Origin of the sequence: Mesorhizobium sangaii, from assembly GCF_014207355.1 — a bacterium.
GTDB lineage: Bacteria > Pseudomonadota > Alphaproteobacteria > Rhizobiales > Rhizobiaceae > Mesorhizobium > Mesorhizobium sangaii.
Genome location: NZ_JACHEF010000001.1, coordinates 462,673 through 485,304, shown reverse-complemented (window position 1 = coordinate 485,304; position 22,632 = coordinate 462,673). Strand labels below are relative to the sequence as shown.

22 protein-coding genes and 1 pseudogene are annotated in these 22,632 nt (G+C 64.8%); 16 read left to right on the top strand and 7 right to left on the bottom strand.

Translation table 11 applies throughout. From position 1 onward, the window contains the following. The first annotated feature begins 41 nt into the window (after window positions 1–41). Window positions 42–722 (top strand): hypothetical protein, encoded by a 681-nt coding sequence (locus HNQ71_RS02495; protein WP_184871023.1) that lies wholly within the window; start codon window positions 42–44, stop codon window positions 720–722. A gap of 39 nt (window positions 723–761) precedes the next feature. On the opposite strand, the gene HNQ71_RS02490 is transcribed toward HNQ71_RS02495, so the two are convergent. Further along, the gene (locus tag HNQ71_RS02490) at window positions 762–1,211 is read right to left on the bottom strand and encodes a deaminase (RefSeq protein WP_184871022.1); all 450 of its coding nucleotides are present in this window, start codon (window positions 1,209–1,211) and stop codon (window positions 762–764) included. Window positions 1,212–1,490: 279 nt separating this feature from the next. On the opposite strand from HNQ71_RS02490, the gene HNQ71_RS02485 reads away from it, so the two are divergent. The 5 genes from HNQ71_RS02485 to HNQ71_RS02465 all read left to right on the top strand — a co-directional run bounded on the left by HNQ71_RS02485 (window position 1,491) and on the right by HNQ71_RS02465 (window position 8,205). After that, window positions 1,491–3,569: a pseudouridine synthase gene (locus HNQ71_RS02485; RefSeq protein ID WP_184871021.1), complete on the top strand. Its 2,079-nt coding sequence runs from the start codon at window positions 1,491–1,493 to the stop codon at window positions 3,567–3,569. 30 nt (window positions 3,570–3,599) lie between these two features. Further along, window positions 3,600–4,154, top strand: a complete 555-nt coding sequence (gene rsmD, locus HNQ71_RS02480) for a 16S rRNA (guanine(966)-N(2))-methyltransferase RsmD (protein WP_184871020.1) — start codon at window positions 3,600–3,602, stop codon at window positions 4,152–4,154. Between the two features lie 118 nt (window positions 4,155–4,272). After that, window positions 4,273–5,661 carry a M16 family metallopeptidase gene (locus tag HNQ71_RS02475; protein WP_184871019.1) on the top strand — a complete coding sequence of 463 codons (1,389 nt, stop codon included), beginning with the start codon at window positions 4,273–4,275 and terminating at the stop codon, window positions 5,659–5,661. 268 nt (window positions 5,662–5,929) lie between these two features. Continuing rightward, window positions 5,930–7,339 (top strand): M16 family metallopeptidase, encoded by a 1,410-nt coding sequence (locus HNQ71_RS02470; protein WP_246461158.1) that lies wholly within the window; start codon window positions 5,930–5,932, stop codon window positions 7,337–7,339. After that, window positions 7,336–8,205 (top strand): patatin-like phospholipase family protein, encoded by an 870-nt coding sequence (locus tag HNQ71_RS02465; RefSeq protein ID WP_184871018.1) that lies wholly within the window; start codon window positions 7,336–7,338, stop codon window positions 8,203–8,205. Before HNQ71_RS02470 ends, HNQ71_RS02465 begins: the two co-directional genes overlap by 4 nt. A gap of 67 nt (window positions 8,206–8,272) precedes the next feature. Here HNQ71_RS02465 and HNQ71_RS02460 read toward each other — a convergent pair whose 3' ends face one another. After that, entirely contained in the window at window positions 8,273–8,815 is a 543-nt protein-coding gene (locus HNQ71_RS02460) for a dihydrofolate reductase family protein (protein WP_184871017.1), read from the bottom strand. 220 nt (window positions 8,816–9,035) lie between these two features. Between HNQ71_RS02460 and HNQ71_RS02455 the strand changes: the two are divergent. Next, window positions 9,036–9,751 (top strand): annotated as a pseudogene (locus HNQ71_RS02455) (HNH endonuclease). 35 nt (window positions 9,752–9,786) lie between these two features. On the opposite strand, the gene efp reads toward HNQ71_RS02455, so the two are convergent. Beyond that, window positions 9,787–10,356, bottom strand: a complete 570-nt coding sequence (gene efp / locus HNQ71_RS02450; RefSeq protein WP_184871016.1) for an elongation factor P — start codon at window positions 10,354–10,356, stop codon at window positions 9,787–9,789. Between the two features lie 113 nt (window positions 10,357–10,469). Here efp and epmA point away from each other — a divergent pair, with 113 nt between their 5' ends. Further along, window positions 10,470–11,528: an EF-P lysine aminoacylase EpmA gene (gene epmA / locus HNQ71_RS02445; RefSeq protein WP_184871015.1), complete on the top strand. Its 1,059-nt coding sequence runs from the start codon at window positions 10,470–10,472 to the stop codon at window positions 11,526–11,528. A 32-nt stretch (window positions 11,529–11,560) separates the two neighbouring features. Here the strand turns inward: epmA and HNQ71_RS02440 are convergent, their stop codons facing one another. Next, window positions 11,561–11,977 (bottom strand): VOC family protein, encoded by a 417-nt coding sequence (locus HNQ71_RS02440; RefSeq protein ID WP_184871014.1) that lies wholly within the window; start codon window positions 11,975–11,977, stop codon window positions 11,561–11,563. A 165-nt stretch (window positions 11,978–12,142) separates the two neighbouring features. Here HNQ71_RS02440 and HNQ71_RS02435 point away from each other — a divergent pair, with 165 nt between their 5' ends. From HNQ71_RS02435 to lpxK, 6 genes are all read left to right on the top strand, one after another. Further along, entirely contained in the window at window positions 12,143–13,486 is a 1,344-nt protein-coding gene (locus HNQ71_RS02435) for a TldD/PmbA family protein (protein ID WP_184871013.1), read from the top strand. Further along, window positions 13,473–14,276, top strand: coding sequence for a 3'(2'),5'-bisphosphate nucleotidase CysQ (locus tag HNQ71_RS02430; RefSeq protein WP_184871012.1), 804 nt, complete (start codon window positions 13,473–13,475; stop codon window positions 14,274–14,276). Before HNQ71_RS02435 ends, HNQ71_RS02430 begins: the two co-directional genes overlap by 14 nt. Before the next feature lie 76 nt (window positions 14,277–14,352). Then, window positions 14,353–14,598, top strand: a complete 246-nt coding sequence (locus HNQ71_RS02425; protein WP_111545860.1) for a DUF4170 domain-containing protein — start codon at window positions 14,353–14,355, stop codon at window positions 14,596–14,598. Window positions 14,599–14,603: 5 nt separating this feature from the next. Then, window positions 14,604–15,395, top strand: a complete 792-nt coding sequence (locus HNQ71_RS02420) for a lysophospholipid acyltransferase family protein (RefSeq protein ID WP_184871011.1) — start codon at window positions 14,604–14,606, stop codon at window positions 15,393–15,395. Further along, window positions 15,392–16,708 (top strand): lipid IV(A) 3-deoxy-D-manno-octulosonic acid transferase, encoded by a 1,317-nt coding sequence (waaA, locus tag HNQ71_RS02415; protein WP_184871010.1) that lies wholly within the window; start codon window positions 15,392–15,394, stop codon window positions 16,706–16,708. The genes HNQ71_RS02420 and waaA overlap by 4 nt, the downstream gene beginning before the upstream one ends. Before the next feature lies 1 nt (window position 16,709). Continuing rightward, window positions 16,710–17,735, top strand: a complete 1,026-nt coding sequence (lpxK, locus tag HNQ71_RS02410) for a tetraacyldisaccharide 4'-kinase (protein WP_184871009.1) — start codon at window positions 16,710–16,712, stop codon at window positions 17,733–17,735. A gap of 50 nt (window positions 17,736–17,785) precedes the next feature. On the opposite strand, the gene HNQ71_RS02405 is transcribed toward lpxK, so the two are convergent. After that, a complete protein-coding gene (locus tag HNQ71_RS02405) occupies window positions 17,786–18,019 on the bottom strand; it encodes a DUF2093 domain-containing protein (protein ID WP_184871008.1) in 234 nt (77 codons plus the stop codon). A 125-nt stretch (window positions 18,020–18,144) separates the two neighbouring features. Between HNQ71_RS02405 and HNQ71_RS02400 the strand changes: the two genes are divergently transcribed. After that, entirely contained in the window at window positions 18,145–18,747 is a 603-nt protein-coding gene (locus tag HNQ71_RS02400) for a hypothetical protein (protein ID WP_184871007.1), read from the top strand. Here the strand turns inward: HNQ71_RS02400 and HNQ71_RS02395 are convergent. Then, window positions 18,744–19,670, bottom strand: a complete 927-nt coding sequence (locus HNQ71_RS02395) for a LysR family transcriptional regulator (protein WP_246461156.1) — start codon at window positions 19,668–19,670, stop codon at window positions 18,744–18,746. The genes HNQ71_RS02400 and HNQ71_RS02395 overlap by 4 nt on opposite strands. A gap of 92 nt (window positions 19,671–19,762) precedes the next feature. Here HNQ71_RS02395 and HNQ71_RS02390 point away from each other — a divergent pair, with 92 nt between their 5' ends. After that, window positions 19,763–20,656: a DMT family transporter gene (locus HNQ71_RS02390; RefSeq protein ID WP_184871006.1), complete on the top strand. Its 894-nt coding sequence runs from the start codon at window positions 19,763–19,765 to the stop codon at window positions 20,654–20,656. A gap of 83 nt (window positions 20,657–20,739) precedes the next feature. On the opposite strand, the gene mutL is transcribed toward HNQ71_RS02390, so the two are convergent. Next, the gene (mutL, locus tag HNQ71_RS02385) at window positions 20,740–22,623 is read right to left on the bottom strand and encodes a DNA mismatch repair endonuclease MutL (RefSeq protein WP_184871005.1); all 1,884 of its coding nucleotides are present in this window, start codon (window positions 22,621–22,623) and stop codon (window positions 20,740–20,742) included. Between the last annotated feature and the right edge of the window lie 9 nt (window positions 22,624–22,632).

Genomic DNA, 22,632 nt, shown 5'->3' with positions numbered 1-22,632 from the left:
CGGTGGCAATCGAGAGGCCGTCTACAGTGGGACTTTTTGGCATGACCGAGAGATACAACGCGCGCCTGGCGCTGCTGGCGCCGCTTGTCGCATCGGGCCTCGCTCTGTCCGGCTGCATGAGCTCTCCGACCTATGGCACGGACAAGACCGCCGGCGAACAGCTGGCCGGCGATATTTCAAGCGCCTTTTCTATTGCGCCGAAGCAAAAGGAACGGATCGACTACAAGCCGCGCCCGACGCTGGTGAAGCCGGCGCCAGGCCAGAAGGAAGCGCTGCCGGCGCCGCAGGACAGCATCGAGACGGCGAGCGCCGAATGGCCCGAATCGCCGGAGCAGCGCCGCGCCCGCCTGCGTGCCGACGCGACCGCTCATCAGAACGATCCGGCTTATCAGTCAGAGATCGTCGAAGACGTGCAAACCGATCCAGCATCGATCAAGAAGGCAATGGCGGATTCCGGCTCGAGCCACCCGCCGGCGTGGAGCCCCGCGGATTCCGACAAGGGTCGTGCCGCCGAGATCCAGCGCCGCCTTGTCGAAAGCAAGCAGGGCGACCCGAACACCCGCAAGTATCTGAGCGAGCCGCCGGTGCAATATCGCGTCGCCGCCGACACCGCGCCGAAAGATCAGCTTGGCGAAGACGAGTACAAGAAGGAACGCCGCCTGAAGAAAGAGGCGGAAGGCAAGAAGGGCAGTGGCTGGTTCGACTGGCTGCCGTCCCTGTAAAAACGGGCCACGCTTCGTTGCCTTTGCGGTGCGCCCGGTTCAATCGCGCCGCTCCCGGAAAAATCCTTTGAGCAGCAGGGCCGCTTCGGTCTCGCCCATACCCGGATAGATGTCGGGCGCGTGGTGGCAGGTCGTCGAGGCGAAGAAGCGCGCGCCATTGATCACCGCGCCGCCCTTGTCGTCGGCGGCGCCGAAATAGAGCCGACGCAGCCGGGCGAAGGAAATGGCCCCGGCACACATGGCGCAAGGCTCCAGCGTCACATAGAGATCATGGCCGGTGAGCCGCTCGCTCGACAGTTTGCGGCAGGCCTCGCGGATCACCAGCATCTCGGCGTGCGCCGTCGGGTCGGCGAGTTCGCGGGTGCGATTGCCGGCGCTGGCAACGACCGTACCGCCGCTGGCGATCACGGCGCCGACCGGCACTTCGCCGCGCAAGGCGGCGGCTTCAGCCTCTCTCAGCGCCAGCGCCATGAAATCCGGCCGCTTCACGCGAACTCCATTCCGATTATCTCCTCGCCACTCGCTGGAGCAAGTCCGTTTCAGAATGAACCGCACTTGCTCCAGGCTTTTGATTTTCGTTTGTCTCTCGGAAAACCGGTCTCCACTTTTCCCTGACAAACTCCGGTGATCCTGTTATTGAGCGCATAACCCCGAAAATCGGACTCGGTTTTCGGAAATGATCATGCGCCCAATCAAAAGTGCTACAGCGTTCGTTGCGCGCCCAAAAGGATGCGCCACGCTGTAGCAGCGCAAACGGACAAAGGCCACATGGACGATAACGACAAGAAATTCCGACCCAAAAAGGGTCCGGTCAGGAGCGGCTCGAAAGCTGCCGGACCACGCAGCCGTGATGGCGCCGCCGGCAAAGGCGGGAAGCCGTCCTTTGGCGCCAAGAAACCTTACGCCCCACGCGGCGATCGGCCAATGGCCGCTGAGGGCGAGCGGCCAAAGCGCGACTTCAAGGGCGGCGACAAGCCATTCGGCAAGGGGCCGCGTCCCGAAGGCAAGCCCTTTGAGAAGCGCGAGGGACCACGCAAGCCCTACGCACCGCGCGGCGACCGCCCGATGGCGGCCGCAGGCGAGCGCAAGCCGTATGAAAAGCGCGAAGGACCGCGCAAGCCCTATGCGCCGCGTGGCGACCGCCCGATGGCGGCCGAAGGTGAGCGCAAGCCGTTTGAAAAGCGCGAGGGACCACGCAAGCCCTATGCGCCGCGCGGCGACCGTCCCATGGCGACCGAAGGCGAGCGCAAGCCGTATGAAAAGCGCGAAGGACCGCGCAAGCCTTACGCACCACGCGGCGATCGTCCGGCCGCTGCGGCGGTGGAGGGCGGCGAAAAACGCTTCGACCGTCCCAAGCGAGATTTCAGCGATCGCGCGCCGCGCGACGGCGGCGATCGTCCGAAGCGCGACTTCGCTGACCGCCCCAAGCGCGACTTCAGTGATCGGCCGCAAGGGGCACCGGGTGCCGGCTTCAAGCCGCGTCCGCGTTCTGCGGAAGTGACGGAAGAGGCAGGCGAGCGCATCGCCAAGCGGCTGGCGCGCGCCGGCCTTGCTTCGCGCCGCGATGCCGAGGAACTGATCGCCGCCGGCCGAGTCAAGGTCAATGGCCGGGCGCTGACCTCGCCGGCTTTCAACGTCATGCCCGGCGACATCATCCACCTCGACGGCATGGAAATCCCGCCGATCGAGCGCACGCGCCTGTTCCTGTTCCACAAGCCCGCCGGCGTCGTCACCACCAACCGCGATCCCGAGGGCCGCAAGACCGTCTTCGACGTGCTGCCGGCCGAATTGCCGCGGCTGATGACCATCGGTCGCCTCGACATCAACACCGAAGGCCTGCTGCTGCTCACCAATGATGGCGGCCTGTCGCGCGTGCTCGAACTGCCGGCCACCGGCTGGCTGCGCCGCTACCGCGTGCGCGTCCACGGCAAGGTCGAGGAAAGCGCGCTTGCCGGCCTGCGTGAAGGCATTGCCGTCGACGGCGTCTTTTACGGCGCCATCGAAGCGACGCTCGATCGTGAGCAGGGCACCAATGCCTGGCTGACGATCGGCCTGCGCGAGGGCAAGAACCGCGAAGTCAGAAACATCCTCGGATCGCTTGGCCTGGATGTGACGCGGCTGATCCGCATTTCCTACGGACCGTTCCAGCTCGATGACCTCGCCGAGGGCCACGTGATGGAGATCAAGGGGCGGGTGCTGCGCGACCAGCTTGGCGAGCGTCTGGTCGAGGAATCCGGCGCCAATTTCGATGCCGAGATTTCAAAGCCGTTTTCCAACAAGCCGGTGCGGCGCACCGAGATCCGCGAGCCGGAGCCGGAACGGCCGAAGTTCACCCGTGACGGCGAGCGCCGGCCGATCGGCGAGGGCGGGCTGATCAAGAACCGCAAGCGCCGTGAAGGCAGCCGCGACGAGGCACTGGGCAAGCTGTCGACAAGTCCCGACAAAGGCGCCGGGCCGGAAAAGAGTTATGGCGAGCGCGGTCCGCGGCCCGAACGCAGCTTCAGCGACAAGCCCCGTGGCGGCTTTGGTGACAAGCCGCGCGGTGGTTTTGGCGGCAAGCCGGGCGGTGGTAAGAAATCCGAGCGCGAGCAGCGGCCGATCGAGCCGCCCGGCCAGCGCAAGGCCAATGTCTGGATGGCACCGGGCGCGCGGCCGATCGGCAAGGGCAGGGCTGAGGCAGACGCCGCCAAGGCGGCCGACGCCAAGGCGCGCAAGGCATCGTTCAAGCCGTCCTATGGCAAACCGGCCGGCGCCAAGCCGTTCGGCAAGCCGCGTGGCGAGCGTCCGGGCGGCGCCGGTGGCGGCGAACGGCCGCGCAGCGGCCCCAAGGGTCCCAGGACGAAATGAGGCCCGGATTGGAATGAGACCCAGCGCAAGATGAGAATCGTTGGCGGTGAGTTTCGCGGGCGTCCCCTGGCGACGCCCCGCAGCAGCGTTATCCGCCCGACGACCGATCGCACCCGCGAGGCTGTCTTCAACGTGCTGGCGCACCGTTTTGCGGAGCAACTGGACGGGGCGCGCGTGCTCGATCTGTTCGCCGGCACCGGCGCGCTCGGCCTCGAAGCGCTGTCGCGCGGTGCCTCCTACGGCGTCTTCATCGAGGAATCGGCGGAAGGCCGTGGCCTGATCCGCGACAATGTCGAGGCCTTCGGCCTGACCGGCCGAACCAAGATCTTTCGCCGCGATGCCACCGGCCTTGGCGAGGCTGGCACGCTCGCTCCCTTCGGCCTCGTCTTCGCCGATCCGCCCTACGGCAAGGGCCTCGGCGAGCGCGCGCTGCAGTCGGCCAGGGCAGGCGGCTGGCTTCGCCCCGGCGCGCTATGCGTGGTCGAGGAGGCGGCTGTAGCCCCCTTCGAGCCGGGTCTTGGCTTTTCCGTGCTGGACGAGCGCAATTACGGCGAGACGGTGATCCGGTTTATCGAGGTTGCGTGATACGCCTTGCATCGATGCCGGCCTCTTTGCCGCCGCCTTTGCCGGCAACATGACCAACAATTCACTTTGCTGTCGCCAGCGCCTTGCCTATCGTCCTACCTGGAAATCGGAGCCATTGATGACATCTAGAGTTGAATGGCTGCGCGCAACACTGCTGGCGACATCGCTGGCTATCACCATGACCGGCCCGGTCCTGGCCGACAGCACCGTGTTGGCCAACGCGACACCAGACGCGTTCAAGGTGACGGATTTCCTGCTCGACAACGGCATGGAGGTCGTCGTCATCCCCGATCACCGCGCGCCGATCGTCACCCACATGGTGTGGTACAAGATCGGCAGCGCCGACGAGCCGCCCGGCAAATCCGGCATCGCCCATTTCTTCGAGCATCTGATGTTCAAGGCGACGACCCATCATGTGGCCGGCGAGTTCGACCGCGCCATCTCCGACATTGGCGGCTCCAACAACGCCTTCACCTCCTACGACTACACCGCCTTCCACGAGACGGTGGCGCCGTCGGCGCTTGAGCTGATGATGAGCTTCGAGGCCGACCGCATGCGCAACCTCATCCTCACCGACGACGTTATCAAGACCGAGCGCGACGTCATCCTCGAGGAGCGCCGTTCACGCATCGACAACAATCCAGAGGCGGTGCTGGACGAGGAAGTCGACGCCACGCTGTGGCAGAACCAGCCTTACCGCATTCCGGTCATTGGTTGGATGCAGGAGATGGAGCAGCTGAACCGTACCGACGCCACCGCCTTCTATGACAAATTTTACCGGCCCAACAACGCCGTGCTGATCGTGGCCGGAGATGTCGAACCGGACACGGTGCGGGCGCTGGCCGAGAAGACCTATGGCAAGGTGGCGCGCGGGCCCGATCTGCCGCCGCGCATCCGTCCGGTTGAACCCGAGCAGAACACCAAGCGCACGGTCACGCTCTCCGACGCTCGCGTCAGCGTGCCGAGTTTTTCCACGCAGTGGGTGGTGCCGTCCTATCATTCGGGCAAGCCGGGCGAGGCCGAAGCGCTCGATCTGCTGGCCGAGATCCTCGGGGGCGGCAACCGCAGCCGGCTCTACCAAGCACTTGTCGTCCAGCAAGGCATCGCGTCCAACGCCGGCGCCTATTTCCAGGGCACGATGCTCGACGACACCAATTTCACCGTCTATGGGACCCCACGCGGCGACGCCAAGCTCGCCGATGTCGAAGCGGCCGTTGATGCCGAGGTGGCGCGCATCGCCAAGGACGGCGTCACGCCGTCGGAGCTGGAAAAGGCCAAGGACCGCTATGTGCGCTCGATGATCTTTGCCCGCGACAAGCAGGAGTCCATGGCCAACATCTACGGCTCGACACTGGCCACCGGCGGCAACGTGCAAGACGTCCAGCAATGGCCGGAGCGCATCCGCAAGGTCACAACAGACGAGATCAAGGCCGTCGCCGCGCGCTATCTGGTGCTCGATCGGTCGACGACCGGCTATTTGCTGCCGCAAGCCAAGGCGGAGAACTGATTTGACCGAGCATCTCACTCTTATGCACGCGGGGCGGCTGCTTCAGTCCTTGGATATGTTCCAAACCCGTTTTGGGCGTCCTTCGCACGTTGCGGAAGCCGGCGCCGCCCCTCATTTGCCTGCCGGCATCCTCTCCCCGTATAGTGACGGGGAGAGGGACGCTGTCATCGACGGTTTCGCCAGTCATCAGCGTTGCAAAACAGGCGCTGCGGCTGCGGCTAGTTCCCTTCTCCCCGTCACTATACGGGGAGAAGTGCCCGGCAGGGCGATGAGGGGCAGCGCCGGCTTCGACAATTGTTCGCCTCGATCGGAAGCCGGAACCTATTATCTTTCCAAGGCGATCGCTCCAAGGCGCGCTGCCGCAGCACTCGCAACGCTCTTCCTCTCCATCCTCTTCCTGATCCTGCCGGCACTCACGGCGCGCGCCATGGACATCCAGTCCGTCACCTCGCCAAAAGGTATCAGCGCCTGGCTGGTCGAGGACTATTCCGTGCCGGTCGTCGCCATCCGCTTCGTCTTCGGCGGCGGCTCGACGCAGGATCCGGTTGGCAAGGAGGGCCTGGCCAATCTGATGACCGGCCTCTTCGACGAAGGGGCCGGCCCTCTCGACAGCGAAGCCTTCCAGATCAGGCTCGACGATGCCGGCGCCGAAATGAGCTTCGACGAGAGCCGCGACGGCATCTATGGCTCGATGCGCATGCTGGCCGAGCAGCGCGACGAGGCGTTCGACCTGTTGCGGTTGGCGGTCAACCAGCCGCGCTTCGACCAAGCGCCGATCGACCGCATCCGCGCCCAGATCCTGTCCGGCATCATCGCCGGCGAGAACGATCCCGATACGGTCGCGCAGGACAAATGGGCGCGCGCACTCTATGGCGATCATCCCTATTCCCGCTCAGACCAGGGCACCAGGCAGAGCATCGCCACCATCACGCCGGATGATTTGAAAGCCTTGCACAAGGCGGTGTTTGCGCGCGGCGGCCTGCATGTCGCCGTGGTCGGCGCCATCGACCCCGAGACGCTGAAGAAGAAACTCGACATGGTGTTCGGCGACCTGCCGCAAAACCAGGCGCTGAGGCCGGTGGCCGATATCGACCCGAAGCTGGCGCAGCATGTCGAGGTCGATTACGACCTGCCGCAGACCTCGCTGCAGCTCGCCTATCCCGGCGTGAAGCGCAAGGCGCCGGATTTCTTTGCCGCCGTGCTGATGAACGAGATCCTCGGCGGCGGCACCTTCACCTCGCGCCTGTTCCAGGAGGTGCGCGAAAAGCGCGGGCTGGCCTACAGCGTCAACTCCTCGCTGATCAACCAGGACCATGCCGATGCGCTGGTCGTCAGCACCGGGACCCGGTCGGACCGGGCGGCCGAGACGCTGGGCATCGTCCGCGACGTGGTCAAGCAACTGGCCGAGGAAGGTCCGACCGAGGCTGAGCTGGCGGCGACCAAGAAATACATGATCGGCGCCTACGCCATCAACAATCTGGACTCTTCAAGTTCCATTGCCTCGACGCTGGTCGAACTGCAGCTCGACGATCTCGGCATCGACTACATGCAGCGCCGCGCCGGCTACATCAACGCGGTGACGCTCGACCAGGTCAAGGCGGCGGCGAAAAAACTGCTGTCGGCCGAGCCGACCGTCATGGTCATCGGCCCGAAACTGGCCGGGGCCGGCAAGGGATGAGTCCGACCTTCGGCATCGCCTTCGGCGGCGGCGGCGCGCGCGGGCTGGCTCATATCCATGTGATCGAGGCGCTGGACGAACTGGGCATCAGGCCGGTGGCCATTGCCGGCTCGTCGATCGGCGCCATCATGGGCGCCGGCATGGCCTCCGGCATGACCGGCAGGGACATCCACGACTACGCTCGCTCGATCCTCGGCCGCCGCGCCGAAGTGGCGAGCCGGATGTGGCGGGCGCGACCGGGCACCATCGCCGAAGCCATGCAGAACGGCATCCGCGTCAGCCAGTTCAACGTCGAGCGCATCCTGAAGGCTTTTTTGCCCGAGGCCATTCCCGAGAGCTTCGCCGAGCTCAAGATCCCGCTCAAGGTGACGGCCACGGACTATTTCGGCCACAAGCTCGCCGTGTTCCATGACGGCGACTTGCACTCGGCACTTGCCGCCTCGGCGGCCATACCCGCCGTGTTCCGCCCGGTGACGCGCGACGGAAGGCTGCTGATCGACGGCGGCATCTACAACCCTGTGCCGTTCGACCTGATCGAGAACGATGCCGACATCATCATCGGCGTCGACGTCGTCGGTGCGCCGGAAGAAGCCGACCGCAGGCATCCGACCTCGGTCGACCTGATGTTCGGCGCCACACAATTGATGATGCAGTCGATCATCGCCAACAAGCTGAAGCAGTGCAGCCCCGACATCCTGGTCCGCCCCGCGGTATCAAAATACCGCGTGCTCGATTTCCTGAAGATCGACGCTTTGATGAACGATACGGCCGACATAAAGGATCAACTGAAGCGGGAAGTGGAGCGGGTGGTGGAGGCTAGGAATGGCGCTGCCGTCAAGGGGAGGCGGAGGAAGAAGGCCGGGTGAGGGGCGGCGCGACTCGACAATCCATCATCTAGGTCGAGCGCTGTTGTCATGCAAGCATGGAAGCCAACTACGACTTCGCCGCCACCGGCGCATATTCCAGGGCCACCACGCCGTTGCTGAACGGCGCGGCCGAAATCAGCTCGAGCGCCACTGGCTCGCCGACGGGGAACAGCGGCTTGCCCTGGCCGACGGCGCCGGGGTAGCTGAGCAGCCTGACACGGTCGACCAGACCGTGGCGCAGCAGTTCCCGCGCGACGCTGAGGCTGCCATGCACATAAATGTTGCCGCCGCTGCCTTGCTTCAGCGCCCTGACAGCTTCCGGCAGGGCTCCCATCAGCAATTCGGCCGGCTTCCAGTCGAGCGCCTTCAGGCTGGTCGACGCGACATATTTCGGCAGCGCGTTGAAGCGGTCGGCAAAATCTCCGGTTTCCTTGGGCCACGAACCGGCAAAGATCTCAAAGGTCGTACGCCCCAAAAGCATGGCGCCGCTGTCGGCAAGCTCGTCCTCCTTGAACCTGTTCATCTCATCGTTCCAGGTCACGCTGGGCAGCTTCTCGACCTCGGCAATGCCATCGACGCTGATCAATTCGGTGACGATAAGTTTTCGCATGGCGTTCTCCTTCTTCTGACAAAGGACGAACCGCGCGAGCCCTCTGCGACACGCTTCGTGAAAAATGTCGCGGTGCTTAGTCTAAGGGCAGCTTTCAGCGCGAGCTTACGAAAGACCGATTCCATGGGAGAAGTTCGATCGGCCTGGACTAAACCCCCAAGATCGGATTTTGGTGGTACATCGCAAGCAGTTATTCCCAAGAACGTATCGCAGGAAGATCATGGGATTTGGGGTCTTCATCCACCGCTCGGATTCGATCTACGATGACAGCCCCGCTGAGCAATATCAGTTTCCGAGCCAATATCTGCGCCGCGTCGAAGCCTGTGTTGGCGATTGGATCATCTACTACGAACCTAGCAAGGTAGATGACACCCGTGGCTATTTCGCCATAGCCAAAGTCCAACAGGTTATTTCAGACCCTGTGGCGCCTGGCATGTACCTCGCGTTGATAGAGCCCGGATCCTATCTCGATTTCGCCAATCATGTTCCGTTTAGCGGGGTGGACGGTCTCGTTGAGCGCGGTCTACTCAACGATCAAGGGCGGATTTCCGGTCGCGTATCGTGCGCGACCGAATTTTCCGTCGTATCGTCTTACGCGCCTATGATGAGCGCTGCGCGATCACGGGTCTCAAGCTGATAAATCGCGGTGGCCGGGCAGAGGTTTCTGCCGCGCACATTCGACCAGTCGAAGCGAACGGACCTGATGTCGTCAACAATGGGATCGCACTGTCCGGTACTGCGCATTGGATGTTCGATCGCGGATTAATCAGCTTGTCCGATGATCTGGGTATCCTGATCTCACGACAGGTCAACGACCCCGACAGCGTGCATGGGTTCATAAACAAGTCGCGCCGCGCGATTCCGCCTCGTCGACAAGTCGAACGCCCGCATCCTCATTTCCTGCAATGGCACCGCGAGAACTGCTTTAAGCAGTAATACAACCAAAGGGCTTATGGGCGAAGGCGCTGGTCTCAGTCCTTCGCCCGCTCCACATAGGCCCCGTCCGCGGTCATCACCACCACGCGGGTACCGGGGGCGATGTGCGGCGGCACCAGCGTGCGCACGCCGTTGGAGAGTACGGCCGGCTTGTAGGACGACGAGGCCGTCTGTCCCTTGGTCGTCGGCTCGGTCTCCACCACTTCGAAAGTGGCGCGCTGCGGCAGCACCAGTGAAATGGCGATGCCGTTGAACTGTGAGATCTGCACCGCCATGCCTTCCAACAAGTAGGGCGCCATGTCGCCGACCACGGCTTCCGACACCGCCACCTGGTCGTAGCTTTCCGGATTCATGAAATGATAGCCTTCGCCGTCGGCGTAGAGGAAGGTGTGCTCGCGCTCTTCGACATAGGCGCGCTCGACCTGCTCGGTGGTGCGGTAGCGCTCCGAAACCTTCACCCCGTCGGCAATCCGGCGCATGTCCAATTGGGTGACCGGCGTGCCCTTGCCTGGGTGGATGTTTTCGGCAAAGAGGATCACATAAAGCTTGCCGTCCTTGTCGACGACATTGCCTTTACGGAGCGAACTGGCGATGACTTTCACCACGGCTTACAATCCTGAAATGGTTGATTGGTACAAATCGGCTTCAGCAGCCGTCCGCTGCGGACTAGCGCATCTTGGCCGCAACCGCCAGCCCCATTCCATATGATCTGAACCCCATGAACGATACGTCGCCCGATGCCTCGCCCTGGTGGACGCCGCATGTCCACGCCGACCGCCGACCGCGGCTGATGCTGCGCAACGCCATCGCCGCCAGCCTGCGTCAGTGGTTCGCTGCCCACGATTTCGTCGAGGTGGAAACGGCGGCCCTGCAGGTGTCGCCCGGCAACGAGGCGCATCTGGCGGCTTTCGCCACGCAAGCGATCGGACCTGACGGCACGCGATCGCCGCTCTATCTGCACACCTCGCCGGAATTCGCCTGCAAGAAACTGCTCGCCGCCGGCGAACAGCGCATTTTCAGCCTCGGTCCGGTCTACCGCAACCGCGAGCGCGGTCCCTTGCACCATCCCGAATTCACCATGCTGGAATGGTACCGGGTGGGTGAGGCCTATGAGAGCCTGATGCAGGATTGCGCGGCCTTTCTGACGCTGGCCGCAACAAGAGCCGGGGCGACGCGCCTTTCCTTTCGGGGTCGCGACTGCGATCCGTTTGCCGAGCCGGAACGGTTGACGGTGGCGGATGCCTTCACCCACTATTCCGGCATAGATCTGCTGGCCACGGTCGCCGCCGACGGCGCCACCGACCGCGACGCGCTTTACGCCGCCCTGGTCCGGGCCGGCCTGCGCACCGCGCCTGACGACAGCTGGGCTGATCTGTTCAGCCGGGTGATGGTGGAAAAGGTCGAGCCGTTGCTCGGGCAAAGTCGGGCGACCATCCTGTGCGAATATCCGCTCGCCGAGGCGGCACTGGCGCGGCCGAGCTCGCGCGATCCACGCGTTGCCGAGCGCTTCGAACTCTATTGCTGCGGCGTCGAGCTCGCCAACGGCTTTGGCGAGCTGACCGAACCCGATGAGCAGCGCCGACGCTTCATCATCGAGATGGACGAGAAAGAGCGCATCTATGGCGAGCGCTATCCGCTGGACGAGGATTTTCTCGCAGCCCTTGCCATCATGCCGCAGGCCAGCGGCATCGCGCTCGGGTTCGATCGCCTGGTGATGCTGGCCACCGGCGCGCAGAAGATCGAGGACGTCATCTGGACGCCTGTTGCGGCGTCCTGAACTGCCGTCGGCCCCGCGACGATCTGGTCTGCTCAGTGCGCGAAAACCTGCTCCAGCGAGCGAAAGCCCTTGAATTCCAGCGCATTGCCCGAGGGATCGCGGATGAACAGCGTTGCCTGTTCGCCGGGCTCGCCCTTGAAGCGGACCATTGGCCGTTCCAGCCAGTCGATATCGTCGCGCGCCTCCAGCCGCGTCGCCAGTCGCTGCCAATCGTCCATCAAGAGCACGGCGCCGAAATGCGGGATCGGCACGACGATGCCGTCGACCTTGCCGTCGCTGGCGGCTGGCGTGGCCTGTGGCCGCAGATGCGCCGACATCTGGTGGCCGTAAAGGTCGAAATCGACCCAGGTCTCCGATGAGCGGCCGATCGCGCAGCCCAGCACCTCGCCATAGAAAACTCGGGTTTCATCGAGATCACGGACCGGGAAGGCGAGATGGAAAGGCGTCATCGAAAATGCTCCGAGCGGGCTGCGGGCCGGGTTACCATGCCTCAGTTGGCGATGTGAACCGTGAACCGATGCATTTTGATTGAAGCCTATGCCATTGCACAAGCCGGACCGGAACAATAGATGGTGGCAGCGGCCAAAGCTCGCCGCGCCAGCAGGATCACGCGCATGACCGATATCACAGATGCAGCAAAATTGACCGATCGCGTCGCGGCTTTGGTCGAAGCTGCCAAGAAGGCTGGCGCCGATGCCGCCGACGCAGTCGCCGTGCGTAGCCGCTCGACCGGTGTGTCGGTGCGGCTCGGCAAGGTCGAGGGCACCGAATCGGCCGAGAGCGAGGATGTCTCGCTGCGCGTCTTCGTCGATGGGCGGGTGGCCAGCGTCTCGGCAACCGCGGCATCCGATCCGGCAACCCTGGCCGAGCGTGCCGTGGCGATGGCGAAAGTGTCGCCGCGGGACCCCTATCAAGGGCTGGCCGACCCGGCATTGCTTGTGAAACAGACGCGCGATCTCGACCTGTTCGACGCCACCGAGGTGTCGGCCGATCAAATGAAGGAAGCAGCACTTGCGGCGGAAGCGGCGGCTCTTGCCGTCAAGGGCGTGACCAATTCGGCCGGCGCCAGTGCCGGTGCCGGCCTCGGCGGCCTGGTGCTGGCCACCTCGTACGGGTTCCTCGGGCACTATATCGGCTCGCGTTTCTCGCGCTCGGCGAGCGTCATTGCCGGCGAAGGCACCGGCATGGAGCGCGACTATGAATTCTCTTCGCGCCAGCATTTTGCCGATCTCGATGCGCCTGAAGACATCGGCCGGAAGGCCGGCGAACGCGCCGTGCGCCGCATCGGCGCGCGCAAGGCGGCGACCGGGCCGATCGACGTTGTGTTCGACCCGCGCGTCGCGCGCGGCATCGCCGGCCATCTTGCCGGCGCCATCAATGGCGCCTCGGTCGCGCGCAAGACGTCGTTCCTGCGCGACATGATGGGCAAGCAGGTCGCCGCCTCCGCCATCACCGTAACCGACGATCCGCTCAGGCAGCGTGGCCAGGCCTCGCGCCCGTTCGATGGCGAAGGCATCGAGGGCGAGAAGCTGTTCATGGTCGAAAAAGGCGTGCTCAACCACTGGTTCCTGTCGACATCGGCCGCGCGCGAGCTTGGTCTCGTCACCAATGGGCGCGGTGCGCGCGGCGGCTCGTCCGTCTCGCCGTCCTCGACCAATCTCGCCATCGAACCGGGCGAACGGTCGCCCGAGGATCTGATCAAATCGCTCAAGACCGGCTTCTACGTCACCGAGGTGTTCGGCCAGGGCGTCGACATGGTCACCGGCGAATACAGCCGCGGTGCCTCCGGTTTCTGGATCGAAAATGGTGCGCTGGCCTATCCCGTTGCCGAGGTCACGATCGCCTCGAACCTGAAGACCATGTTCCTCAACATGGTGGCGGCCGATGACCTCGACCGCAATTTCGGCACCGCTGCCCCCACGCTTCTGATCGAAGGCATGACCCTTGCCGGAGCATGACCTGATCTCTGCCAGTGCTACTGAGGATTTGCCGTTGCTGCGCGATGCCGCCCGCGAGGCCGGGGTCATCGCCATGCGCTACTTCGGCAACAACCCGCAAGTCTGGATGAAGGGGGGCACATCGCCGGTCAGCGAAGCCGACCATGCCGCCGACGCCTATCTGCGCCAGACGCTGCTTGCGGCACGGCCCGACTATGGCTGGCTGTCGGAAGAAACGGCCGACGATCCAGTCCGGCTTTCGGCGCGCCGCACCTTCGTCGTCGACCCCATCGACGGCACGCGCGGCTTTCTGGAAGGTCAGCGCACTTGGTGCGTCAGCGTTGCCGTCGTCGAGCGTGGCCGCACGCTTGCCGGCGTGCTGGAATGCCCGGCGATGGACGAGACCTACTGGGCGCTGCCCGGACAGGGCGCCTTCCGCAACGGCAAGCGCATCGCGGTGCGCAAGCTGGCGGATACGGCCGAGATTTCCGGGCTGAAGCAGTTGACCGACCTGGTGCCTGCCGACTGGCAGGCGCGGCTGAAGCGGGCGCCCTACAGCCCTTCGCTCGCCTATCGGCTAGCCATGATCGCCAATGGCTCGCTCGACGCCACGTTCGTCAAGCCGAACGCGCATGACTGGGATATTGCCGCCGCCGATCTCATTTTGCGCGAGGCCGGAGGCCAGTTGCTCGACCGGCATGGCCGCGCGCCGCTCTATGCCGGCGAGGTGACCCGCCACGGCGCGCTCGCCGCCGGCAGCGGTGAACTGCTGGCCGTGCTCGCCGCCGTCATTGCCGGGCTGGATGGGTGAAAGCGTTTTCGAAGGTTCCAAAGTCGACGGCTTTGGTCTAGACCTGTCACAAACTCACGATATGTGAAGGACCGACATGGCCGCGGAAGACGGAAAAAAGCAGCTTTTGCACCTGGTGTTCGGTGGCGAACTGAAGAAGCTTGGCGGCACCGAGTTCCGCGATCTCGACGGGCTCGACATCGTCGGCATCTTTCCGGACTATCAATCCGCGCACACAGCGTGGAAAGCCAAGGCGCAAGCCAGCGTGGACAATGCCCACATGCGTTACTTCGTCGTTCATCTGCACCGGCTGCTGGACCCCGACAACAAGGCTGTCGGTTGACTTCGATGGAGCATGACCTGGCGAAAGAGCCAGCCACGGAGGCCGCGCCCACGGGCAGGGGGCGCAGCCGTACGACCAAGGCCTTCTGGCGCAGGATTCGCGAACCGCTGGCGCAGTCGCGATTCGTCAAGAATGCCATCGCCAGCCTGTTCGCCCAGTTTGTGCGGCTGGTGCGCCTGACCAATCGCGTTGCCGAGGGGTCGGCGCGGTTCTCAAGCAGCGCTTATGCCGAGTTCGAACCCGGCATCATCGCCCTGTGGCACGGCCAGCATCTGTTGACGCCAGCCTACTACCCCAAGCGCAAGCCACTGGTCGCCATGGTCTCGCGCAGCGCCGATGCGGAGCTCAACGCGCTGATGCTGGGGAAGTTCGGCATCGAGGCGGTGCGCGGTTCGGGCGGGCGTGAAAATGCCAGGCATCTTGACAAGGGCGGGGCAAAGGCGCTCATCGCCCTGAAAAAGTCGCTCGCCGCCGGCAAGAACGTCGCCATGATCGCCGACATTCCCCACGGCACGCCGCGTGACGCGGGGCTTGGTATCGTTCTCCTGGCACGCCTCTCCGGTCGGCCTCTGCTGCCCGTCGCCATCACCACCAGCCGCCGTAAGGTGCTGGAGAAGAGCTGGGACAAGACCACCATCAACCTGCCGTTCGGCCGCTCGTCGATCGTCATCGGCGCGCCGATCTTCGTGCCGACCGGCGCCGACGAAGCCGAAATGGAGCGCAAGCGCCAGGAAATCACGGTCGCGCTCAATGCCGCGACCGCCGAGGCCTACCGTCTCGTGGATGGTCCGCGATGAGCGGTCGCTGGGCGCGAACCATGTTGACGGCATACCGTTTCGCCGGTGCCGCCGCCTATCCGCTGGTTGGGCCGTATGTCGCCTGGCGCACCTCGCGCGGCAAGGAAGACCGCAGCCGCCGCCGCGAGCGCTACGGCGTCGCCGGCCGGCCGCGCCCCGAGGGACCGATGATCTGGATCCATGCGGCGAGCGTCGGTGAGACCCTGGCCGTCGTGCCTCTGGTCGAAAGCATTCTCGATTACGGCGTCAACATCGTGCTGACGACCGGCACGGTGACCTCGGCGCAGGTCGTCGACGAGCGCCTCGGCGATCGCATCATCCACCAATATGTTCCGCTCGACCTCAAGCCGGCGGTCAGCCGGTTTCTCGATCACTGGCAGCCGGATCTGGCGATCATCGCCGAATCCGAGATCTGGCCGATGACCATCCTCGAGCTTGGCGCGCGCCGCGTGCCGCAGGTGCTGGTCAATGGCAGGCTATCAGACCGCTCGTTCACCTCGTGGAAGAAACGGGCCAACATCGCCGAGGCGCTGTTCGAGAATCTCGCCCATGTCGTTGCCCAGTCGGATGTCGATGGCGAGCGATTCCTTGCGCTCGGTGCCCGCCCGGTGACCGTGTCGGGCAACCTCAAGGTCGATACCTTGCCGCCGCCCGTCGACGAACGGGTGCTGGCGACACTGCGGCGTCAGATCGGCGCCCGCCCGACCTGGGCGGCGATCTCGACGCATGATGGCGAAGAAGTGGTTGCCGCCGAGGTTCATGCGACGCTGCACAAACGTCATCATGGTCTTCTGACCATCGTCGTTCCGCGCCATCCCGATCGCGCCGAGGCGCTTGCCGCACAGATTTCGGGCATGGGCCTGACGGTCGCGCGGCGCAGCACGGGTGACAGGATCGCCGCCGACACCGACATCCTGCTCGGCGACACGATCGGCGAAATGGGGCTCTATCTCAGGCTCACCGAAATCGCCTTTGTCGGCCGCTCGCTGACTTCCGAGGGTGGCCAGAACCCGCTCGAGCCGGCCATGCTCGATACGGCGGTTCTTGCCGGGCGCAATGTGCAGAATTTTCGCGAGGCCTACCAGCGCCTGCTCGACAGCGGCGGCGCCAAGCTGGTGCGCGATCGCGACATGCTGGCCGGCGCCGTCAATTTCCTGCTGACCAACGAAGTGGCGCGTCACGAGATGATGGCGGCTGGCGTGGCGACCGTCGACGAGATGCGCGGCGCGCTGGCGCGCACGCTGAAATCGCTTGAACCCTACATCCAGCCTCTGGTCATCAAGTCGCGCCTGAAGGGCGCGAACGGGCGCTAAGGTGGCTTCCGAAGCACCACCATTCTGGTGGGAAAAGCCGGACTGGCGGGTCCTGGCACTGTCGCCGCTCTCAGCCATCTATTCGCTCGTCGCCGGCCGCGGCATGCGGCGGGCCCGGCGCGAGAAGATCGAGGCGCCGGTTCTGTGCATCGGCAATTTCACCGTTGGCGGCACCGGCAAGACGCCGGTGGCGATCGCATTGGCCGAACAGGCCAAGCGCATGCAGCTGAAACCCGGGTTCCTGTCGCGGGGCCATGGCGGTTTGTTCGCCGAGCCGCATGTCGTCGATGCCCATCACGACAGCGCCAGGCATGTCGGCGACGAGCCGCTGCTGCTGGCCGAACACGCCCCGGTGGCGGTGACGCCGAACCGTGCCGCCGGCGCCCGGCTGCTGCTGGAAAAGCATGGCTGCGATTTCCTGATCATGGATGATGGCTTCCAGAGCGCGCGCATCCATATCGACTATGCGCTGGTCGTCGTCGATGCCCGCTACGGCATCGGCAATGGCCGCGTCATTCCGGGCGGTCCGCTCCGGGCCAGGATCGTAGACCAGCTGGTCTTCACCAGCGGGCTGTTGAAGATGGGCGAGGGCACCGCCGCCGACGCCGTGGTCCGCCAGGCGGCGCGCGCCGCCCGGCCGATCTTCGAGGCCCACACCGAACCGCGCGGCAAGCAGGGGCTTGCCGGCAAGCGGTTCCTGGCCTTCGCCGGCATCGGCCATCCCGAAAAATTCTTCGACACGGTGCGCGAGGCCGGCGGCGAAGTGGCGTTGAAGCGACCGTTTCCGGACCACCATTTCTATGGCGAGGACGAGCTCGCCGAACTGGCGGCGACGGCGCGGGCCGAAGGGCTCGGCCTCATCACGACCGCCAAGGACGCCGCCCGGCTGCGGCATGGCGCTCCACAGGACTTTCTCGGCCGACTCGAGGTCTTGGAAATCAAAACCGTTTTCGAGCTTGATCGCGTGCCGGAACGCATCATCGACGAGACGCTCGACGCCTGGCGCCAACGCAAGCTGAAGGGCTGACCTGTCATCCAGAAGTGCGTTGCCGGCCGGACGACAACGACTTGCGAACATCAGCGCCGGCTGCGCATCTCCGGATGCACCTCGATTTCGCGGCGCAGCGAGGCGGCGGCGTTGACGTAGGGCTCTTGCCGGGCGACGCTCCAGTATTTCAACTCGTCGAGCGGGATGCTTTCGCCGGTCACCGCACAGCGCACGAAAGCGCCCGGGCTGGTAACCTGGAAGTCGCCATCGAGATAGCGGATACGGGCTTCCTTGCCGCCAGGGCCTTCGAAACGGTTCATCATACAGCGGCGCCGAGGTTCATGAGGATTTCATCGCCATAAATTGGCGGCAAGGTCAAGCAGGTGACAAGCCTGAGACAATGCTGATCGGTCATTGTTGGGTGGAAAAATGCTGTTGTCGGGGCGCTATGGACATTTCCTCCGCTCGTCTTGCCGCCTTGCTCAAGGAAGCAATGACGCCGCAGGCCGTTCCGTCGGCAAGGGCCGATCCGGTCAAAACGGCGCTGGTGAAGGCGCTGGTCGCGCCGCCGGCGCCCTCCGGCGCACCCGTGCGCCCTGCGGCGACACCGCCTTTGCCGATGCTGTCGGAGGCGACAGCCATAAGAGCGCAGCAGTCGGCCTCGGCCGAAATAATCCAGGCCTATCTGGCACTCGCGGAACCGGACGGCGAAACAGCCGGGGATACGGCGATGGCCTCAACGACTGCAACGAGGAGACCTGCGGACGGTGACGCTGCGCAACTCGGCTTGGCGCTGCCTTTGGGAAGGGGCGATGAGGGTGCCCCGGTAAGGCCGGCGACCTTGCCATGGTTGCCGCTTCTCGCATCCGAGCTGTTGCCGCTGCGCCGCGCGCATGACAACGATGCCGTGGCCAGGCAAAGGCGTGCAACCGTCTGGCCGAGCGAAGCGGCCACGCCTGAAAACAGGCAGACGAGTGTCGGGCTGATGTCGCTGACTGCCGGGCTGCTGGCCGCCGCGGTCGTCGGGTTCGTTCTGGTGGTGCTGCGCTAACCCTCAGCCTCGATAAAGGCTTCCATCTTTTCCGATGCAAGCCCGGCCTGCACCGCAATACGGCGCGCCAGTTCTGCCGCTGCCGCACGTGGCCGTCCCATCGGCCGGTCGAGCCAGTAGGATACCGGATTGAGGGCGGTGCGCTCGTCGACCGCGGTGATACGGCCCGATTTCAGCTGATGCCCGGTCAGGGGTGGGCGCGCCAGCGCGATGCCGAGCCCATAGGCGGCGGCGTCGAGCACCAGATTGTAGTCCTCGAAGCGCCGATCCTGTGGGCGCGGACGATAGTCCATGCCTTGCGCGGCAAACCAGGCGCGCCAGGCCGAAGCGTCGGAATCGTTGATCAGTGGAAATTTAAGCAGCCGGGCAGGGTCGCCGCGGCCGATCTCGCGGGCAAGCTCGGGCGACGCGACGGGAAAAACATGCTCCTCGAAAAGCTGCACCGAGACGCGACCCGGAATGCCGCCGCGTCCACAGCGGATCGACAGGTCGATGCCCTCGTCGGCAAGGTCGGCCTGGCGGATATCGACGTCGAGCACGATGCGCAGCTTGGAGGGATTGTTCTCCAGAGCCGCCATGCGCGGCATCAGCCATAGCCCACTGACCGAGGGGATCGAGGTCAGCCGCACCACGGCGGTGCCGCGTGGCTCGACCCAGCGGTCGGAATGGGTCGATATCAGTGCGAAAGCTTCCGCTGTGCGCAGATGTAGCCTGTTGCCTTCGATCGTCAGCGAGACACCGCGCGCGCCGCGATCGAACACTTTCAGCCCAAGCCAATCCTCGAGCTTGGCGATCTGCCGGCTGACCGCGCCGTGGGTGATGTTGAGCTTTTCAGCGGCCGCCGAAAAGCTGCCCGTCCGCGCCGCCGCGTCGAAGGCGCGTAGCGTTTCGAGTGGCACCATTGTGTCTGAGCTGTGATCCATAGTCACAGCTGATCCTCGATTTGGTCGTTTGTCAACTGGCCCGAAAAGGCGTTTTCTGCATCTCAGGGCACGAGAAACACGAGGACAGTGAGATGAGCGCAATGACCAGCACGTTGAATCCGACACAACGGATGGACACCACGGCAGCCATCGCAGTGGCGCTGACGGTGGTCGGCTGGGCCTCTGCTTTTCCAGCCATCCGTGCCGGCCTTGCCTCCTTCGGGCCGCTGGAACTCGGCGCGCTGCGCTTTGCCATCGCCGCGGTGCCGGCGGCGATCTTCCTCGCCGTCAAGCGTCCGGCGCTGCCCAGGCTGGACGAATTGTGGCGCCTGGCCTTTGGCGGCGCCATTTTCGTGGCGCTGTACACGGCAATGCTCAATTTCGGCGAACTGACCGTCTCGGCCGGCGCTGCCGGCTTCATCATCAATGTCAGCCCGATCTTCACCGCCATCATGGCGATGGCGCTGCTTGGCGAACGCTTTTCAGGCATGGCATGGGTTGGCACCGCCATTTCCTTCGCCGGCATCGGCATTATCGCCATCGGCGATGGGGATGGCCTGCATTTCGACGCCGGGGCGCTGCTGGTGCTGGGTTCGGCGCTGTGCTCGGCCGTCAACACCATCGTCCAGAAACCGCTGTTCGCCCGCCACCACCCGCTGACCATTTCGGCTTCGAACATGGTGCTCGGCGCGCTCTGCCTGGCGCCCTTCCTGCCGAGCGGCCTGACGCAGGCAGCGGTTGCCAATACAGCCGGCCTCGGCGCCGTGCTCTTTCTCGGCATCGTGCCCAGCCTGATCGCCTATGCTGCCTGGGCGACCGCGCTGTCGCGCCTGCCGGCCGCACGTGCTTCGAACTTCCTCTATCTGGTTTCGCCCATGTCCGCCCTGATCGGCTTCTTCTGGCTGGGCGAAGTGCCGACGCTGCTCGGCATGCTCGGCGGCGCACTGGCGCTGGGCGGTGTTATCGTGGTGAATTTGAAGCGATGAATCAGACAGTTATAAGGATTACTTGAATCGAAAGGGCCGCTAAGAAAGCGGCCCTTTTCGCACTCCACCCCGCCGCCAACCTCTTACCTTCGCCCGAACAGCCTCTCGATATCCGCGAGCTTCAGCTCGATATAGGTCGGCCGCCCGTGGTTGCAGGTGCCGGAGCCGGGCGTCGCCTCCATCTGCCGCAGCAGCGCATTCATCTCCTCGGCCTTGAGCAGGCGGCCCGAGCGCACCGAGCCGTGGCAGGCCATGGTCGCCGCGATCTTGTCCAGCCGCTCCTTCAGCGTGTCGACGGTGTCGTTGTCGGCGATCTCGTCGGCGAGGTCGCGCACCAGTTGCTGGACATTGGTCTCGCCCAGCATCGACGGCGTCTCGCGCACGGCGACCGCACCCGGGCCGAAACGCTCGATGCCAAGTCCAAAGCGGGCCAGCGTCTCGGAATGCATCGCCAGCCGTTCGGCGTCTTCTTCCGGCAGGTCGACGATTTCCGGCAGCAACAGCATCTGTGAAGGCACCGCACGCGAATGCAGCGCATTCTTCAGCGCCTCATAGACCAGCCGCTCATGCGCCGCATGCTGGTCGACGATGATGAGCGAATCCCTAGTCTGAGCGACGATATAGTTCTCGTGCACCTGCGCGCGCGCCGCACCCAGCACTGCCCCAAGCAGCGTCTCGGCCGCGTCACTCTGCCCAGCGCAAGCATCGGCGCTGGTGAGCGGGCCGGCATCGAACGCTGCCTGCTCATTTTCGCGCAAGCCGCGCTGACCGGGGCCCTCGAAACCCGCCCCTTCGAACCGCATGTCGAGCGGCCGCTGCGGCGATCGCGCCGGATCGAAGCCGGCTGAGCCTGAGGCATGGTATGAAGCCTCGTAACTGCGATGGCCGTTTGCGGGCCCGCCATGGCCGTAGGATGCCGCACCGGGCCGGAACGCCGACATCATGCCGGCCGCCCCCGTGGTGGCGGCGCGGATGCCGGCATCGGCGAGCGCTTGCCGAATGGCGCCGACGATCAGCCCACGCACCAGTCCGGGATCGCGGAAGCGGACGTCGGCCTTGGCGGGATGAACGTTGACGTCGACGACGGCCGGATCGAGCGTCAGGAACAGCACCGTCACCGCGTGGCGGTCGCGCGGCAGGACGTCGGCGAAGGCGCCGCGAATGGCGCCGGCAATCAGCTTGTCGCGCACCGGGCGGCCATTGACATATGCATATTGCTGCAGCGCGTTGGCGCGGGTGAAGGACGGGATCGACACGTGGCCGGTCAAATGCACGCCTTCGCGCATCGCGTCGATGGCAATCGAATTGTCTGGAAAGTCGGTGCCCATCACCTGGGCGACGCGGCGCAGGCTGCCTTCCGCGCTGTCGTCCGTCGCGGGTAATTCCAGTGTCGAGCGGTCGGAGCCGGCCAGCGTGAAGCGCACGGCGGGGAAGGCGATGGCGATTCGCTTGACTACATCGCTGGTGGCAGAGCTTTCGGCGCGCTCGCCCTTCATGAATTTTAGCCTTGCCGGTGTGGCGAAGAACAGGTCGCGCACCTCGACCGTGGTGCCGCGGTTGGCCGCCGCCGGCCTGACGGGCAAGACGCGGCCGCCCTCGATGCCGATCTCGGCGGCGCTGTCACTTGTTGCCGTGCGCGAACGGATCGACAGCCGTGACACCGAGCCGATCGACGGCAACGCCTCGCCGCGAAAGCCCAGCGAACGGATGTCGTTGATATCCTCGGTGAGCTTGGAGGTGCAGTGACGCGCGACCGCCAGCGCCAGCTCCGGCTCTGGAATTCCGGAGCCGTCGTCGGTGACGCGGATCAGGTTCAACCCGCCGCCGGCGGTGACGATCTCTACCTTGCCGGCACCGGCATCGAGCGCATTCTCGACCAGTTCCTTGACCACGCTTGCCGGACGCTCGATGACTTCGCCGGCGGCGATCTGGTTGATCATCGTTTCGGAAAGCTGGCGAATGGGCATGGAGATAGT